Origin of the sequence: Mycobacterium sp. SMC-11, assembly GCF_046250095.1 — a bacterium.
In the GTDB taxonomy this organism is placed as follows: domain Bacteria; phylum Actinomycetota; class Actinomycetes; order Mycobacteriales; family Mycobacteriaceae; genus Mycobacterium; species Mycobacterium heraklionense_A.
The window spans coordinates 1,011,450-1,026,450 of the sequence record NZ_CP176430.1 but is presented as its reverse complement, the minus strand read 5'-3'; the positions used below and the strand labels follow the sequence as shown (position 1 = coordinate 1,026,450).

General features: G+C 67.4%; 17 protein-coding genes and 1 tRNA gene. 9 read left to right on the top strand and 9 right to left on the bottom strand.

Annotated features, from left to right (window positions below):
- Positions 1-16: 16 nt before the first annotated feature.
- Positions 17-1,042: a GNAT family N-acetyltransferase gene (locus ACKY0X_RS04915; RefSeq protein WP_409428539.1), complete on the bottom strand. Its 1,026-nt coding sequence runs from the start codon at positions 1,040-1,042 to the stop codon at positions 17-19.
- Positions 1,043-1,199: 157 nt separating this feature from the next.
- Here ACKY0X_RS04915 and gdhA point away from each other — a divergent pair, with 157 nt between their 5' ends.
- Both gdhA and ACKY0X_RS04905 read left to right on the top strand, forming a co-directional pair.
- Positions 1,200-2,549 carry an NADP-specific glutamate dehydrogenase gene (gene gdhA / locus ACKY0X_RS04910; protein ID WP_406756024.1) on the top strand — a complete coding sequence of 450 codons (1,350 nt, stop codon included), beginning with the start codon at positions 1,200-1,202 and terminating at the stop codon, positions 2,547-2,549.
- A 101-nt stretch (positions 2,550-2,650) separates the two neighbouring features.
- Complete coding sequence (locus ACKY0X_RS04905) at positions 2,651-2,980, top strand: DUF732 domain-containing protein (protein WP_065039478.1); 330 nt, start codon at positions 2,651-2,653, stop codon at positions 2,978-2,980.
- A 9-nt stretch (positions 2,981-2,989) separates the two neighbouring features.
- On the opposite strand, the gene ACKY0X_RS04900 is transcribed toward ACKY0X_RS04905, so the two are convergent.
- The gene (locus tag ACKY0X_RS04900) at positions 2,990-3,439 is read right to left on the bottom strand and encodes an SRPBCC family protein (RefSeq protein ID WP_409428538.1); all 450 of its coding nucleotides are present in this window, start codon (positions 3,437-3,439) and stop codon (positions 2,990-2,992) included.
- Between the two features lie 39 nt (positions 3,440-3,478).
- Here ACKY0X_RS04900 and ACKY0X_RS04895 point away from each other — a divergent pair, with 39 nt between their 5' ends.
- A complete protein-coding gene (locus ACKY0X_RS04895) occupies positions 3,479-4,090 on the top strand; it encodes a TetR/AcrR family transcriptional regulator (RefSeq protein WP_409428537.1) in 612 nt (203 codons plus the stop codon).
- Here the strand turns inward: ACKY0X_RS04895 and ACKY0X_RS04890 are convergent.
- Entirely contained in the window at positions 4,043-5,095 is a 1,053-nt protein-coding gene (locus tag ACKY0X_RS04890; protein ID WP_409428536.1) for an EcsC family protein, read from the bottom strand. The two genes, ACKY0X_RS04895 and ACKY0X_RS04890, sit on opposite strands and share 48 nt — an antisense overlap.
- Before the next feature lie 17 nt (positions 5,096-5,112).
- On the bottom strand, positions 5,113-6,012 hold the full coding sequence (locus tag ACKY0X_RS04885; protein WP_409428535.1) for an SCO6745 family protein: 900 nt from the start codon (positions 6,010-6,012) through the stop codon (positions 5,113-5,115).
- Positions 6,013-6,105: 93 nt separating this feature from the next.
- Between ACKY0X_RS04885 and ACKY0X_RS04880 the strand changes: the two genes are divergently transcribed.
- The 3 genes from ACKY0X_RS04880 to ACKY0X_RS04870 all read left to right on the top strand — a co-directional run bounded on the left by ACKY0X_RS04880 (position 6,106) and on the right by ACKY0X_RS04870 (position 8,767).
- On the top strand, positions 6,106-6,714 hold the full coding sequence (locus ACKY0X_RS04880; RefSeq protein ID WP_409428534.1) for a TetR/AcrR family transcriptional regulator: 609 nt from the start codon (positions 6,106-6,108) through the stop codon (positions 6,712-6,714).
- Positions 6,711-7,535, top strand: a complete 825-nt coding sequence (locus ACKY0X_RS04875; RefSeq protein WP_409428533.1) for a hypothetical protein — start codon at positions 6,711-6,713, stop codon at positions 7,533-7,535. Before ACKY0X_RS04880 ends, ACKY0X_RS04875 begins: the two co-directional genes overlap by 4 nt.
- A gap of 155 nt (positions 7,536-7,690) precedes the next feature.
- Positions 7,691-8,767, top strand: coding sequence for a MinD/ParA family protein (locus ACKY0X_RS04870; protein WP_234784649.1), 1,077 nt, complete (start codon positions 7,691-7,693; stop codon positions 8,765-8,767).
- A 33-nt stretch (positions 8,768-8,800) separates the two neighbouring features.
- Here the strand turns inward: ACKY0X_RS04870 and ACKY0X_RS04865 are convergent.
- From ACKY0X_RS04865 to ACKY0X_RS04845, 5 genes are all read right to left on the bottom strand, one after another.
- Positions 8,801-8,873, bottom strand: a tRNA-Ala gene (locus tag ACKY0X_RS04865).
- A 49-nt stretch (positions 8,874-8,922) separates the two neighbouring features.
- Positions 8,923-10,074 carry a gephyrin-like molybdotransferase receptor GlpR gene (glpR, locus tag ACKY0X_RS04860; RefSeq protein ID WP_409428532.1) on the bottom strand — a complete coding sequence of 384 codons (1,152 nt, stop codon included), beginning with the start codon at positions 10,072-10,074 and terminating at the stop codon, positions 8,923-8,925.
- 146 nt (positions 10,075-10,220) lie between these two features.
- Positions 10,221-10,883: a GNAT family N-acetyltransferase gene (locus tag ACKY0X_RS04855; protein ID WP_065039221.1), complete on the bottom strand. Its 663-nt coding sequence runs from the start codon at positions 10,881-10,883 to the stop codon at positions 10,221-10,223.
- A 10-nt stretch (positions 10,884-10,893) separates the two neighbouring features.
- Entirely contained in the window at positions 10,894-12,171 is a 1,278-nt protein-coding gene (gene glp, locus ACKY0X_RS04850) for a gephyrin-like molybdotransferase Glp (protein ID WP_409428531.1), read from the bottom strand.
- A gap of 51 nt (positions 12,172-12,222) precedes the next feature.
- Entirely contained in the window at positions 12,223-13,134 is a 912-nt protein-coding gene (locus ACKY0X_RS04845; RefSeq protein ID WP_409428530.1) for a UTP--glucose-1-phosphate uridylyltransferase, read from the bottom strand.
- Positions 13,135-13,210: 76 nt separating this feature from the next.
- Here ACKY0X_RS04845 and ACKY0X_RS04840 point away from each other — a divergent pair, with 76 nt between their 5' ends.
- From ACKY0X_RS04840 to ACKY0X_RS04830, 3 genes are all read left to right on the top strand, one after another.
- Positions 13,211-13,807: a 5-formyltetrahydrofolate cyclo-ligase gene (locus tag ACKY0X_RS04840; RefSeq protein WP_409428529.1), complete on the top strand. Its 597-nt coding sequence runs from the start codon at positions 13,211-13,213 to the stop codon at positions 13,805-13,807.
- A gap of 105 nt (positions 13,808-13,912) precedes the next feature.
- On the top strand, positions 13,913-14,281 hold the full coding sequence (locus ACKY0X_RS04835; protein WP_409428528.1) for an FmdB family zinc ribbon protein: 369 nt from the start codon (positions 13,913-13,915) through the stop codon (positions 14,279-14,281).
- A gap of 66 nt (positions 14,282-14,347) precedes the next feature.
- Positions 14,348-14,998, top strand: a complete 651-nt coding sequence (locus ACKY0X_RS04830; RefSeq protein ID WP_409428527.1) for an SAF domain-containing protein — start codon at positions 14,348-14,350, stop codon at positions 14,996-14,998.
- Positions 14,999-15,001 lie beyond the last annotated feature (3 nt).

Genomic DNA, 15,001 nt, shown 5'->3' with positions numbered 1-15,001 from the left:
GGGCCGTTGGCAGCGGTTACCCCACGGATTGGATCGCTTGGCGGCCAACCTCTTTGATCTGATCGGCGGTCGCACGGTCGAACGGCAGCCGGTCCTCGCCGGGCACGTCGAGCACGGTGGTGACGACACCCGGGTCGTCGCGCTCCCAATAGGCGCCCAGATGATCGAGGATGGCGCGCATGGGCGCGTTCTCCGAGAGCACCCGTGCGGTGAACTTCTCGATGCCCTCGAGCCGGGCGATCACCGCCACCGCGCCCATCAGATAGGTACCGATGCCGCGGCCCTGGTAGCTGTCGCCGACGATGAACGCGATCTCGGCGAAGGTCGGGTTTTCGGGATCGCGGACAAATCGCCCGTCGGCGACGAACGAGCCGTCGAGCTCGGTGATCACCCACACGAAGTGATCGACGTAGTCGACCTCGAACAGGTAGTGCATCAGCGCCGGGTTCGGGGTCCGGGTGGTCTGGAACCGCCGGTAGAGCGTCTCGCCGGAGAATTCGACATGGCCCGTCACGGTTCGGGCGCTGTCGCCGGGCAGCACCGGCCGCAGTAGCAGTTCGGTGCCGTCGCGGGCCCGGATCGGCACGGCGGTGAGGTAGGCGGCCAGGCGCTGGCGCGCGATGCGCACCAGCCGACCCATGACCTCGGGGACGTGCACCATCTGGTGGAAGGCCTGCTCGTCACCGATCCAGCCCGTCAGGGGCGTCGAGGTGGTGACGGTTGCCGTGCGCAGGCCCTTGCGCAGCAGGGCGATCTCACCGACCACCATGCCGGCCGTCACCTCGTTGACTACCACGACGCCGTCGTCGCCGATATGCTTGACCTGGGCTGATCCCGATGAGATCAGGAGGAATGACAGCGCTTGCTCGCCTTGCCGCATCAGTTCGGCACCGGCGGGAGCCTGCAGGGGGCGCAATCCGGCGACCAGCGGCGCCAGATCAGCCGCGGAACACCCGGCGAAGATCTCCATCTCCGCGAGGTCAGCGGCGGGTAATGCTCCATCGGGTGCTGCGGTAGTCGGGTCCCACCGCGACATCACCATTGAAGTGCTCCGCCCCTAGTCCGCCAACCTAGGTTAACCGGTACCCCGCGAATGTTAATGATTTAACAATGATGTAACGGCCAGGATTCGGCGTTAGCGATTCGGGCCGCTAGCCTGTGGCCGCTGACTGCGACACGCGAGGAAGAGATCATCCAATATGACCGAACTGAATCCGAAGCTGCACGACATCTACGACGAGGTGCTCCGGCGCAACCCCGGTGAGGCCGAGTTCCACCAGGCCGTTTTCGAGGTGCTCAGCAGCCTCGGCCCGGTGGTGACCAAGCACCCCGAGTACGTGGATCGCGCCGTCATCCGACGGATGTGCGAGCCCGAGCGCCAGATCATCTTCCGGGTGCCGTGGCTGGACGACAACGGCGACGTGCAGATCAACCGGGGTTTCCGGGTGGAGTTCAACTCGGCTCTGGGCCCCTTCAAGGGCGGCCTGCGCTTCCACCCGTCCGTGTACCTGGGGATCATCAAGTTCCTGGGCTTCGAGCAGATCTTCAAGAACTCCCTGACCGGTCTGCCCATCGGCGGCGGTAAGGGCGGGTCGGACTTCGACCCCAAGGGCCGCTCCGACAACGAGATCATGCGGTTCTGCCAATCGTTCATGACCGAGCTCTACCGCCACCTGGGCGAGTACACCGACGTCCCGGCCGGTGACATCGGCGTGGGCGGTCGTGAGATTGGTTACCTGTTCGGCCAGTACAAGCGCATCACCAACCGCTACGAGTCGGGCGTGCTGACAGGCAAGGGCCTGAGCTGGGGCGGGTCGCAGGTCCGCACCGAGGCGACCGGTTACGGTGCGGTGTTCTTCGCCGACGAGATCCTCAAGACCTCCAAGGACTCCTTCGAGGGCAAGCGGGCCGTGGTCTCCGGTTCGGGCAACGTGGCGATCTACGCCATCGAGAAGATCCACCAGCTCGGCGGCACCGTGGTGGCCGCTTCGGACTCCAGTGGCTACATCGTCGATGAGAAGGGCATCGACCTGGAGCTGCTCAAGGAGATCAAAGAGGTCAAGCGCGAGCGGATCGAGGCCTACGCCAAGGCCCGCGGCGGGGCGACCCAGTTCGTCAGCGACGGCTCCATCTGGGACGTGGCCTGCCAGATCGCGATCCCCTCGGCCACCCAGAACGAGCTGGACGGCAACCACGCCGCCACGCTGGCCCGCAACGGCTGCAAGATCGTCGCCGAGGGTGCCAACATGCCGTGCACCCCGGAGGCGGTCAAGCTGTTCGGCGAGGCCGGTGTGACCGTTGCCCCGGGCAAGGCGGCCAACGCCGGTGGTGTGGCCACCAGCGCGCTGGAGATGCAGCAGAACGCCTCGCGGGACTCGTGGAGCTTCGAGTACACCGAGCAGCGGCTGGCGGCGATCATGCAGAGCATCCACCACCGCTGCCTGGTCACCGCCGACGAGTACGGCGCCCCCGGCAACTACGTGCTGGGCGCCAACATCGCCGGCTTCATCCAGGTCGCCGACGCGATGACGGCACTGGGCCTCATTTAGTCCCTGTTGACTCTGCGTCCATGGCGGGGTGCTCTCGCACTTCTCCGCCATGGACGCAGAGTCAACGTGCTTTCGCCCCCTTATCGCTTAGCATCGCCGGTATGAATCGGATTCTGGGTGCAGCCGTGTTCGTCGGGAGCGCCGCCATCGCCTTGCTCGGTAGCGCACCGGCGTACGCCGACGACGCGAGCTATCTCGCGGCACTCGACGCCAACGGCGTCTTCAAGTCCGGTCCGCCCAACGCACGGCTGTCGGCCGGACACCGGTTCTGCAACCAACTGCGCGCCGGCTCCACCCCCGACCAGGTCGTCAACGATTACGTGCGGCGCCCGTCATTCGGTGGACCGTCCATGGTCGACGATCTGACCGTCAACCTGCGCCCGGTGATCGACATCGCGCAGCACGAACTGTGCCCTGACACCCTGCACTGATTCGTCGGCCTAGACAGCCTTACGTTCGGCGGCGGCGACCAACTTGCGCGTCAAAGTTCCGAGCACCACTCGCAGCACCAGCCAGTAGGCCATACCCGCGGCGCGCCAACGCGTCTCGTACTGGCCGCGCCATGTCACTTCGGTGCCGCCGCTGCCCTCGACGAACGTGACTTCCGCCTGATAATCGCGGATCGGACCGTCGACGAGCATGGTGTAGCCGTGGCGGCCGGGCGGCTCGTGGATGGTGACCATCTCACGGGTCGGCCGTTTGCGCCGCCCGACGGCCCGGATTGCGCCCACGCCGCTGTCGCCGGCCGGGCTCAGCGACTCCCAGCGCGAATACGGGATCAACGGCGCGGCCCACTTCGACCAGCGGGCGCCGTCGGAGACGAGATCGAACAGGGTCTGCGGCGCGGCCGTCGTGCGGCTCGAGATGACGCATTCGTAGCGGTGAACCATGGCCGACACGATAACAGAACGTTGTTCTATTATGTGGTGGTGTCAGCATCCCCTCCCCTGCCGTTCGCCCGCGCCCGCAACGAGGCGCAGCGCCAAGACCGGTTGACGCAGCTCACCGTCGCCACCCGCGAGCTGCTGACCCACACCCGGGCCACCGCACTGACGCTTGGCGACGTCGCCGTGGCGGCCGGGCTCGCGAAATCGGGCATCCTGCGCTACGCCGGGTCGCGTGAGGCGCTGCTGCTGCGGGTGATGCATGACGAGCACCTGGTCTGGATCGAGGCGTTGGCCGGCGAGCTGCCGTGTACCGCCCCGGCGACGGCACTGGCTCGCACCCTCGCTGCTCACCCCGTGCTGTGCGACCTCATCGCGGCCTCGCCCGCGCTGATCGCCAAGCTCAGCCCCGACGAGATGCGCGTCCTAGCGGCCCAGGCCGACGACGCACAACGCCGCCTCGGTGCGGCGCTGCGGCCCTCGCTGCCGCTCTCCGACGACCAGCTCGGCGCCCTGACTGCGGCGGTGCACGCCTTCACGGGCACCGCGTGGGCCTGGACGAACCCGGATTCGACTCAGCAGATCGTCACCGACTTCGAGTCGACCGTCCTACGGCTGCTGGAGATCTTCATCGCGGGGCTGGAGTCGACGAGGTGACCGGTCAAGGATCTCGTCGACCAGCGGAATATCGACGTCGCCGTCGGAGACCACCGCCGGCGCCCACAGCCCGGCGTCCAGGTCGTACTTCTCGGTGAGAAACCGCAGCCGATAGGCCTGCTGGGCGCGTTCGAAGGTCTGCTGCGCGATACGGGCGTTGAGCCCGCCGTTGACCACCGCTCCCAAGATCGGAACCGCCTGCGCCAGCTTGCGTTTGGCCAGCCGGAACCCCAGCGCCATGGAGACCTGGCTGATCACGTTGTCCGCCTGCTGGGGCTGCAGTTGGTGCCAGGACTCCTGACGCATCATCTGCTGCGTCAAGCGCGACAGCGACGCCAACGCTGCGGCCTTCTCGGCGGAGTTGCCGGCGGTGGAATAGGCGATCACGCCCGACGCGAACGCCTGTTCGTCGGGCTCGCGAACGTCGTAACCGTAATGCGCCGCAACCAATGCCACGATCCGGCCCATGCCGACCAGCACCGCGGTCACGTCCGCCACTACGGCCGAGGCAGCAACGGTCATGGTCGTGCCGCCGGTGACGGCGCTGGTCACCGCCGAACCCGTCACCGCCAGCGAGGACGCCGCACCTTCGGCAATGGCCAGGGCGACGTAACGCTCCTTGCGGCGCGGGACCGAGCGGTCGCAGTGTTTCAGGTCGAGGCTCTTGACCTCGCCGTAGGACCGCACCGTGAGGCCTTCATCGGCGAACATCGCAAAGACGTTGGCCGGCTTGACCGAATTGAGCCCGCGCTCGACCAACACGGCGTGTAGGGCTTCCAAGGCCTTAGTGGTGATCTGGTCCACCTTGCCGATTGCCGCGGTGGCGCCCGGGACCTGCTCGACCCCGGAACGAACTTGGGAGACCACGTCTTTGGCGCGATCGGCGATGCCCTGGCTTAGGCCCTCGAACCATCCGGGCGGTTCGGCGGCGATGGCCGCCTCCAGCAGCGCGTCCCATTGCTTGCGCTCGTAGGAGGACATGACCGGCCGACCAGACTGAGCCACGTGGGAAATCCTACCGCTCACGACCGGCCGAGGAGTGGGCGAAGATCAAGGCCCATCGGCGAATCGATCGGGATCTCGCCGGCCGCGACGACGGCCTGGGCCAGCGGCTGCAGGGCACCGATGAGGTCGTGTCGTTCGGTATCGGTCAGCGCCTCATATGCCGGGGCGGCGAGCCGGTCGGTTTGTTCTTCGATCTGCGCCTTGATCCGGACGCCGTCCGGGGTGAGCCCCTCGGCTCCGGCAAGACCCTTGTCGCGCAGTACGTTTGTCAGCCGGTTCCACTCGTCATCGGTGAAGTCGCGGGCGACGGTGTAGGTCTGGCGCGGTGCGCGCGAGGCCAGGGCGTGGAAGACGTGGGATTCGCGGCCTTCGATGCCGGCAGCCAGAAGTGCCGCGATATGGCCGTCACCGCGATGCTCACGCAGCACGGTGGCCGCCTGCCACAGCCTCGCCAACGGCGGATCGGGCAACGGCAGTGCATGATTCGCGGCACCCAGCACCCGGCCCGTGATGGGGACCGCCGACGCCGCCCGTGCGGCGAGTTCGGCCGCGCGGGCCACCGCCGGGCCGTCCGCCAGGCCCGCGAGGTGGCGCCGCAGCGCGGCAACGGCGCCCGCTTGGCGTGCCCCGAGGGCCGCTTCGGGGGGCGCGAAATTCCACGCGGCGGGCAATGCCTTGGCGACGCGTTCGAAGGAGAAGTTGTAGAACGCCGCATGCACGACTTCGGCGCCGACCGCACCCAGTGGCGCGGCGCGGCCCGCGAAGTAGCCCATCCAGAATCCGCGATAGCCGGCGGCGTCGAGTGCGGCCAAGGGTTCCGGTGAGAAGTAGACAACCGCGTGCAGTGGCTCTAATAAACGCCAGGCGTCACGAGCGCTCGGAACGGTGGCCCCCACTTTGCCTGTCGCGATGCCCATCCTGGAAGGAAAGCACACCAGCACCGCCATTTTCCGTGCATTCGTTGACGCATGTCATTGACGATCGTCAATGACAGTTGCTAGCGTTCGACCATGACGACCCCCCGGGCAGTCAAGAAGACCCGATCGCCAGCCAGCGGTGCCCGCGAAGCCCGCCGCCTCGAAACGAGGTCGCGCCTGTTCGAGGCCGCGGTGTCAGAGATCCGCCAGTACGGACTCGCCGGCGCAGACGTCAGCGCCATCGCCAGCGCAGCAGGCGTGGCCCGGGGCACCTTCTACTTTCACTTTCCAACCAAGGAGCACGTCCTTATCGAGGTCGAACGCAACGAGGAGCGGCGGATCATCGGCGAACTCGCCGACGCCGACGGCGACCTGGCGTCGGTACTTTCCCAGCTTGTCCAACATGCCCTGCGCGCCAAGCAGCGGTTGGGCGCAGAGGTCTTCCAAGACATGCTCGGCCTGCATTTCTCCTCGACCCGTCCGGTCGAGGACGAGTTGACACAGCATCCGCTCGCGGAGTTCCTGGTCGACCTCATCGAGCGGGCGCAGGCCGCAAACCAGGTTCCCCAGGAAAGCGACGCCGCCGAACTCGGGACATTCTTCCTTACTGGGCTTTTCGCATTGTTGTCCACCGGAGCCCACGACCCGGCGCTGCTGGATCGGTACGTGTCAACGATCGTCAAAGGAATGGAGATCCGATGAACGGCACCGGAATTGACGGCTACCGCGACTACTTGCGTGAGCGCGACGGGGAGGCAGACCTGCTCAACCGGCGATTGGCCAATCGCGAAGAGTTCTTCGGTCGCCTTGAAGCCAATCCCGTCCGGTCAGCGAAAGCCATTGACCGACCGACCTTTCTTCGCAACCTACGCAGCAGGCGGCCCGAGCCCGGCTTGGACCGCACCATGCTGTTTCTGCTGGCGACAGCGAAACTCAACCAGGCCGAACGATTCGGCGTCGGTCTGGGCGAGACCTATGGACGCAACAGCGACCACGATCGACCACCCGAGAACGTCTACCTCGAACTGGAAGAGCACTACCACACCAGACTGCTGGCGTACGCGCTCGACGTTTTCGGCCTGCCCTTTCAAGTTGTTCCCCCGCCGTTCGTCATGCGGCAGTTCGTCAAAACCGGGGTGTTCACCCCCGAGCGACTCGGCTTCCTGTTCGTCGGCGCGGCCGAGATGGCGGGCTGCATCATGTTCGACGAGCTACGTCGTGCCGGCACCGCGCTGTTTGCCGACGAACCCGACGTGGCCGAACGAATCAACTTGCTCTACAGCGAGATTCTGACCGACGAGATCGGCCATGTCGGCTACTGCGCTTCACGCTGCACGGCCGGAGAGCGGGCGATCATGCGCCGTATCTACCCGCTGATCGGACGGCTGATCGCCCGACAGACGGCCGAGATTGACCTGCTGATCGATCCCACGGCGCTGCGTGCGCGGCTAGATCGTCCCTTCGACCTCACAGAACTCAGCTCCGAACTGAACAACCCGACGTACGTCGTCGCACACCCGTAATACCACCCGGATCCGGCGGGAATAGCACACCGATCCGAACCCCGGGACCGTCACCGTAGCGGATCAGCTGCAGAACTGTAACGGCCGGCAAACAGTTCTGTTGTGCTGACCAAGATTGGTGATAAGCACTTGACCACCCGTGCTACTAATGCAGCGTGACCGACCTGCACCGACCGTCACCGCAGCTGCCCGATTGGGACGCTGCCGGCACGGAACGGGGTTCGCATCGGCGTCCGAATCGGGCAGGCGCGCACCGGATTGGAAACGAGGCGAGCCGCCGTCCCCGCCGCTATTACCCGATCTCCGAAATCCTGCATATGCCGGATCTGCCCGAGCCACGGAAAGCCGTACCGGCCTCCGGCTGGCGCCGATTCGTTTATGCCGCCTCGTTCCACGGCATCAATGCCGGGGAATCGCCTCTTGAACAGCATTTCCGTGCACTCCGCGACCAGATCGGTCAGCGGATGCACAAAAACTTGGTGATCGGCGTGGTCTCCGGCAAAGGCGGCGTCGGCAAGACCACGATGACCACCTGTATCGGCGGCATATTCCGGGAATGTCGATCGGACAACGTCGTGGCGATCGACGCCACACCGGGCTTCGGGACGTTGGCCGACCGGATCGACACGCGCTCACCTGACGGCTACACCGAGATCATCACCAAGATCGACGTTCGGGGCTACACCGATATCCGGGAACATCTCGGCCACAACAACATCGGTTTGGATGTGCTGTCGGGCAATCGAACGTCCGACCAGCCGCGTCCGCTCTTTCCGTCGATGCTGAACGAAGCGGTGGCCCGTCTTCGCCGCACTCACCAGGTCGTCCTGATCGACACATCGGACAATCTGGAGCATGCGGTGATGAAGGCGGTATTCAATACCTGCGACGCGTTGATCTTTGTGTCCGGACTTACCGGCGATACCGCACTGCCGGTCGCCCGTTCCATCGATCTGCTGCGCGCCATGGACTACGACGACCTGTTGGCGCGTTCGATGGTCATCCTCAACAACAGCCGGAACCACGCCACGCCGAATGCGCGACGCTACCTCACCGATCTGTTCACCGAGGCCGAGATCCATGCCGAATACATGCCGTACGACTCGCACCTTGCCCAGGGCGGCATTATCGACACGCAGAACGGGCTTCGCCCCCAGAGCCGGCTACGACTGTTCGAAATCGCGGCGATGTTGGCGGATCAACATGTACGCAAGGCCGATCGGCTGAACTGACCGGGCGCGACGACCTGATCTTCACAAACTCTGTGGAGCTAAGGGGAATCGAACCCCTGACCTTCTCGATGCGAACGAGACGCGCTACCAACTGCGCTATAGCCCCTGACCGCTAGGAGATTACCAGCCCCTAGCCCGTGCCCTGAAACCGAGACCTATTGACCGGACGCGCGCGCCAGGTCGGCGCGCCATCCGTACCGGTCGGCACTGGATGTGTACTCCAGGTGCTCGAACACGGGGTCCTCGTCGTCGATCTCCAGCACCGCCACACCCGGGCGGCGCAGCCGTGACGGCACCACCTCGAACGCGTCGGTGTGGACACTCTCGCGCTGCATACGCGGCCGCTGGGCGCGCCGCGCGCGGCGCGCCCGCACCTGCTGCTCGATACGGGTCTGACGGCGCAGGTAGGCCAGATAGAGCACCGTCGCACCCGCGGCGCCACCACAGATCCACCACGCGGTGGGCGCCACGGTGAAGGCGGTGAGCGCCGAGAGCACCAGCACGACCGCGAGCGACATCAACACCCGCTTGCGGAACTCGTACTTGCGCGCGCTGACGGCCGCAGCGGTGTCGATACGGGGCCGACGACCGCGGGCCGACAGACCCGCTGCGCCCGCCCGGGTGGATTCCGCCGCGGGCTCCAGCCCGGAGCTGTCCTCGACGTATTCGTACTCGTAGCCGTCGGCTTCGGCTTCGGCTTCGCCCTCGGCAGCAGGCTCTTCGGCGGCCTCTTCGCCGGCCTCTTCGTCTGCTTCGGCTTCCGCCTTGGCCGCCAGGGCCTCGGCCGCCATGGCGGCCTCCTCCGCAGCGCGGGCCTCCGCCTCAGCGGCGGCCCGAGCTTCAGCTTCGGCACGCGCCTCGGCCTCAACCTCGGCGGCCAGACCCGCGTCCGACAGCGGCAGCTCGTCGGAGTCGTCGGCCACAACGTCGACGTCCAAGTAGTCGAGTTCAGCCTGCTCGCCGACCTGCGGCTCCGACGAGGCGACGAATACCGCGGCAGCGGCGACGAACACTCGCGAGCCACCCTCGGCGGGTTCGCCCTCGACCTCGTCGACGTCATCGATGTCGTCGGCCTCGTCGATATCGTCGACGCTGTGCTGCCAATCGGGGTCGCTGCGGTGGCCGGTGGCCGGGCCGCCGCGCTTGAGCAGCCGGGCGCTGGACCCACTGGTCAATACCCGGGTCGCCAAGGCCACGTCGCTGGTACGACGGACCGCGTCACGCTTGCTGACCAGCATCGGCACCAGTACGAACAGCCAGAGAACGACCAGTGAGATCCAGAGCAAAGATTGCGGGATGCTGGGCATGGTTGGCCTGCTCCTTTCCGAGCCAAGGCTAGGTGTGAGAGCCACACGACCTCGGACGACGCGCCGAACCAATTACACAGTTGTAATTTACTCGCTGACCTCGTCAGTCACAACTACCACACGGGTAACAGGTCGCCCGAATATCGTCAGGCCCGCGCGGCCCGGCCGGACTGAATCAGCGCCGAGGTCACCGATCCGTTGACCTCCTCCATCGTCATCGCCACCAGCAGGTGGTCGCGCCACGCCCCGTCGACGTCGAGGTAGCGCTGCAGCAGCCCTTCCTGGCGGAAGCCGACCTTGGCCAACACCGCCCGGCTGGCCGCGTTCTCCGGCCGGACGGTGGCCTCCACCCGATGCAGCCGCACCGGCCCGAAGCAGTGGTCGAGCCCGAGCGCCACCGCCCCGGTGGCCACTCCCCCGCCGGCCACCGCGCTGGACACCCAATAACCGATCCAGGCCGAGCGCAGCGCCCCGTGGGCGATGTTGCCCACCGTCAGCTGGCCGCAGAATCGGCCGTCGAGCTCGATCACGTACGGCAGCATCCGCCCATAGCGGGCCTCGGTGCGCAGACTCGAACACAGTGGCGGCCAGGAGGCGCTGCCGTGCCGGGTCACCCAGTCCACCTCCACACTGGGTTCCCACTGCTCCAGGTAGGCGCGGTCGGCCAGCCGAATCCGGCTCCACGCCACACCATCACGCATCCGCACCGGCCTCAGCCGGATGACGCCCGCCGGGACCCGCAGGGGCCCAAGCACACTCGGCCAGCCGGGGTGCTCAACGGCTTTGAACGGCCACAGATTGACCAACATGGACTCGGGCTCAGCCCCGCTGAGCCAGGAAGGCGACGTCCACCAACTCGCCGGCGCCGATCTGCTCGACCTCCTCGGGAACCACCACCAGACAGTTCGCCTCGGCCAACGTGGCCAACAGATGCGACGCGGTGCCGCCAGAGGCCCCGAGCACCTGCACCAGATACTCGCCGGTGTCCTCGTCACGCATCAGCTGGCCGCGCAGGAACCCCTTGCGGCCGGGCATCGAAGCGATCGGCCCGAGGGTGCGGGCCTGCACCATCCGGCGCATCGGCTCACGCTTGCCCAGCGACAGCCGGATCAGCGGCCGGATCATCACCTCGAACACCACCAGCGCGCTCACCGGGTTGGTGGGCAACAGGAACGTCGGTACCCCTTCGGGGCCAAGCTGGCCGAAGCCCTGCACCGAACCGGGGTGCATCGCGATCCGGGCGACCTCCATGTCACCGAGATCGGCCAGCACCGCGCGCACCTCGTCGGCCGCGGCACCCCCGACCCCGCCGGCGATCACCACCACCTCGGCACGGTTGAGCTGTCCCTCGACCGTCTCGCGCAGCTTCTTGGGGTCATTGCTGACGATGCCGACCCGATTGACCTCCGCGCCCGCGTCCCGACCGGCCGCGGCCAGCGCGTAGGAGTCGACGTCGTAGACCTGCCCGTTGCCGGGTGTGCGATTGACGTCGACCAGTTCGCCGCCGACCGCCATGACCGATAGCCGGGGGCGCGGGTGGACCAGCACGCGATCACGGCCCACGGCGGCCAGCAGCCCCACCTGGGCCGCCCCGACCACCGTGCCGGCGCGCACCGCGACATCGCCGGGCTGCACGTCGTCGCCGACCCGACGCACATAGTCGCCCGGGCGTACGCCACGCAGCACCCGCACGCGGGAGGTCCCGCCGTCGGTCCAGCGCAGCGGAAGCACCGCGTCGGCGAGGGTGGGCATGGGCGCCCCGGTCTGGATCCGGGTGGCCAGCTTGGGTTGCAGCCGAGTCGGTGTGCGGGCACCGGCTTCGATGACGCCCAGTACCGGCAAAGTGACCACGGTGTTGGAGGCACCATCGCGGCCGGCCCCGTCGGAGCTGTCGCCGATCGCATCGGCGCCCAGGACATCGACGCTGCGCACCGCGTAACCGTCGATGGCGGCCTGGTCGAATGCGGGCATCGGCCGCTCGGCGACCACTTCTTCAGCGCACATCAAGCCCTGCGCCTCGGCGATCGCCACCCGGACCGGGCGGGGCGCCACGGCGGCAGCCGAAACCCGGGCCTGCTGCTCCTCAACCGAACGCACGGTGTGCCTTTCTCCATTGCAGCCGAGGCCCGATTCTCCGCAGACGTCGGCTCAGTTCTCCGCCAAGCCCAGCCGCGCCACCAACCACCGGCGCAGATCCGAACCGTAGTCATCGCGGTCCAGGGCAAAGTCAACCGCAGCTTTGAGGTAGCCGCCCGGATTTCCCAGGTCGTGTCGCGACCCCCGGTGCACGACGACGTGTACCGGATGGCCTTCGGCGATCATCAGCGCGATCGCGTCGGTGAGCTGCACCTCGCCGCCGGCCCCGCGGTCGATGCGCCGCAACGCGTCGAACACGGCCCGGTCCAGCACGTAGCGGCCCGCCGCGGCATACATCGACGGTGCGTCTTGAGCCTTGGGTTTCTCGACCATCCCCTTGACCCGCATCACGTCCGGGTTATCGCCATCGGGCAGCGGCTCGACGTCGAAGACGCCGTAGGCGCTGACCTCCTCCGGGCTGACCTCGATCGCGCACAGCACGGTGCCGCCCCGGCGAGCACGCACCTTCGACATGGTCTCCAGCACACCGGTGGGCAGCACCAAGTCGTCGGGCAGCAGGACCGCGACGGCATCTTCGTCGTCGGACAAGGTGGGCTCGACACAGCTGATGGCGTGCCCCAAGCCCAGCGGCTCGGCCTGCACCACCGACTCGACCTTGATCAACTGCGGGGCGCGGCGCACCTTGGCCAGCATCGCCTTCTTGCCGCGAGCCTCGAGCGTTCCTTCGAGCACCAAGTCTTCGACGAAGTGCGCGACCACGCCGTCCTTGCCTTCGGACGTGATGATCACCAACCGCTCGGCACCGGCTTCGGCCGCCTCGGCAGCGACGAGCTCGATGCCGGGGGTGTCCACAACCGGCAGCAGCTCCTTGGGCACGGTCTTGGTCGCGGGCAGAAAACGGGTGCCCAAACCTGCCGCGGGCACAATGGCGGTGCGCGGAATCGGGACCTTCGGCGTGGGCATTGCTCACACGATAACCGCAATCCACTTCACCTCTTCGGCTGGCGGTGGGCGAGCCGTTGCTGACAGTCTGGTTGCCGTGACCGACGACGCGGTGGTGGCCGCCAAGTCCGCGTTGCGGGCGCGGCTGCTCGCCGACCGACGCGCGGTACCCCCAGATGTGCACGATGCCGAGGCCGCAGCGCTGGCCGAGCACCTGGAACGGGTCGCGGGCGACGCCACCACGGTCTGCGCCTATGTGCCGGTGGGCAGCGAGCCCGGATCGACCGCGATGCTCGCCGGCCTGGCCCGTCGCGGCGCGCGCGTGCTGTTACCGGTGGTGCGCACCGAGCACGACGGCACCCCGATGGCGCTGCTGTGGGGCGAGTACCGGCCCGAAAACCTCACCACCGCCCGGTTCGGCCTGCTCGAACCACCGGAACCGTGGCTGCCCGCCAACGCGCTGGCCGAGGCGGACCTGATCGTGGTGCCGGCGGTGGCCGTCGACCGCCGGGGCGCGCGGCTGGGGCGCGGCGCCGGTTTCTATGACCGCTCGCTGCAGTGGCGCAGGCCGCAGATTCCGCTGGTAGCGGTGGTTCGCGACGCGGAGCTTCTCGACGAGCTGCCCGCGGAGGCCCACGACGTGCCGATGACGCATGCCGTGACGCCCGGACTGGGTCTGGTGGCACTGGGCTGACGTCGCGGGGGCCCCGAAAGCCTTGGAATGAGGAAGGCCACATAGTGGTTCTAGCACTTAGCACGGTAGAGTGCTAAGCCGATTGTTCGATCCACGGAGGTTCACGTGCCCACCTACAGCTATGCCTGCACCGAGTGCAGCAACCGCTTCGACGTGGTCCAGGCCTTCACCGACGATGCGCTGACCACCTGCGAGGACTGCAACGGTCGGCTGCGCAAGATCTTCGGCAAGGTCGGCGTGGTCTTTAAGGGCAGCGGTTTCTACCGCAACGACAGCCGCGAAGCGGGCAAGTCTGGGAAGTCAACGTCCAACGGTTCCAGCAATGGCAGCAGCTCCGCCAGCTCTTCGACGTCGAGTGACTCGGGCAGTAGCTCGGGCGACAGCGGCACCAAGTCGGCCGATAGCGGCACCAAGTCGAGCGACAGCGCCAAGGCCAGCACCACGTCGTCGGCACCGGCGACCACCTCGGCGTAGTTCGTTATCCACAGCCCGGCCCCCCGGCCGATGATCCGTTATGCGCCGGCCGCCTAGCGTGACGGGATGGGCGACTCGCTCAACCCCACCCTGATCAGCCGGATCTCACTGGCACTACGTCCGGACTGGACTCGCACCGTGCGGGCGCGGCGAGTGGCCGCAGGAGCCCTCGTGGTGTTGGCCGGCGTCACGGCGTTGCGCTCCAACCCGCAAGGCGACCGGCTCGACGTCGTGGTGGCAAGCCGCGACATCGCGCCCGGCTCAACGCTGACTCTCGACGACGTCTCCCTCGAAAGTCGTTCGGCTCAAACAGTTCCCGACGGTGCGGCCACTGATCTGACCGCGGTGGTGCAGTCCACGCTGGCGGCTCCGGCCCGCCGCGGCGAGATACTCACCGATGTCCGCGTGCTGGGCCGCCGGCTCACCGAGGCCGCCGCCGGGCCCGACGCCCGCATCGTGGGCGTGCATCCGGCCGATGCCGCACTGATCGATCTGGTGCGCCCCGGCGACGTGGTCGACGTCGTGACGGCCGCCACCGAGGATGTCGCCGGCCCGCCGGGTGCCGCCCGGGTGCTCGCCAGCGGCGGGATCGTGGTGCTGGTGTCCGACAAGCACAATCACGACGATCGGGTGGTCCTGGTGGCGTTGCCGGCCACCGCGGCGGTGGCAGTGGCCGGCGCCACGCTCGGTCAGGCCGTCACCCTGACCCTGCGCTGAAAC

What these genes read in the sequence shown, in the direction of transcription:
- ACKY0X_RS04830 (WP_409428527.1), top strand. Translation starts at nt 14,348, where the DNA reads ATGGGCGACTCGCTCAACCCCACCCTGATCAGCCGGATCTCACTGGCA.
- ACKY0X_RS04905 (WP_065039478.1), top strand. Translation starts at nt 2,651, where the DNA reads ATGAATCGGATTCTGGGTGCAGCCGTGTTCGTCGGGAGCGCCGCCATC.
- ACKY0X_RS04855 (WP_065039221.1), bottom strand. Translation starts at nt 10,883, where the DNA reads ATGTTGGTCAATCTGTGGCCGTTCAAAGCCGTTGAGCACCCCGGCTGG.
- ACKY0X_RS04915 (WP_409428539.1), bottom strand. Translation starts at nt 1,042, where the DNA reads ATGGTGATGTCGCGGTGGGACCCGACTACCGCAGCACCCGATGGAGCA.
- gdhA (WP_406756024.1), top strand. Translation starts at nt 1,200, where the DNA reads ATGACCGAACTGAATCCGAAGCTGCACGACATCTACGACGAGGTGCTC.
- ACKY0X_RS04885 (WP_409428535.1), bottom strand. Translation starts at nt 6,012, where the DNA reads ATGGGCATCGCGACAGGCAAAGTGGGGGCCACCGTTCCGAGCGCTCGT.
- ACKY0X_RS04900 (WP_409428538.1), bottom strand. Translation starts at nt 3,439, where the DNA reads ATGGTTCACCGCTACGAATGCGTCATCTCGAGCCGCACGACGGCCGCG.
- ACKY0X_RS04875 (WP_409428533.1), top strand. Translation starts at nt 6,711, where the DNA reads ATGAACGGCACCGGAATTGACGGCTACCGCGACTACTTGCGTGAGCGC.
- ACKY0X_RS04845 (WP_409428530.1), bottom strand. Translation starts at nt 13,134, where the DNA reads ATGCCCACGCCGAAGGTCCCGATTCCGCGCACCGCCATTGTGCCCGCG.
- glpR (WP_409428532.1), bottom strand. Translation starts at nt 10,074, where the DNA reads ATGCCCAGCATCCCGCAATCTTTGCTCTGGATCTCACTGGTCGTTCTC.
- ACKY0X_RS04880 (WP_409428534.1), top strand. Translation starts at nt 6,106, where the DNA reads ATGACGACCCCCCGGGCAGTCAAGAAGACCCGATCGCCAGCCAGCGGT.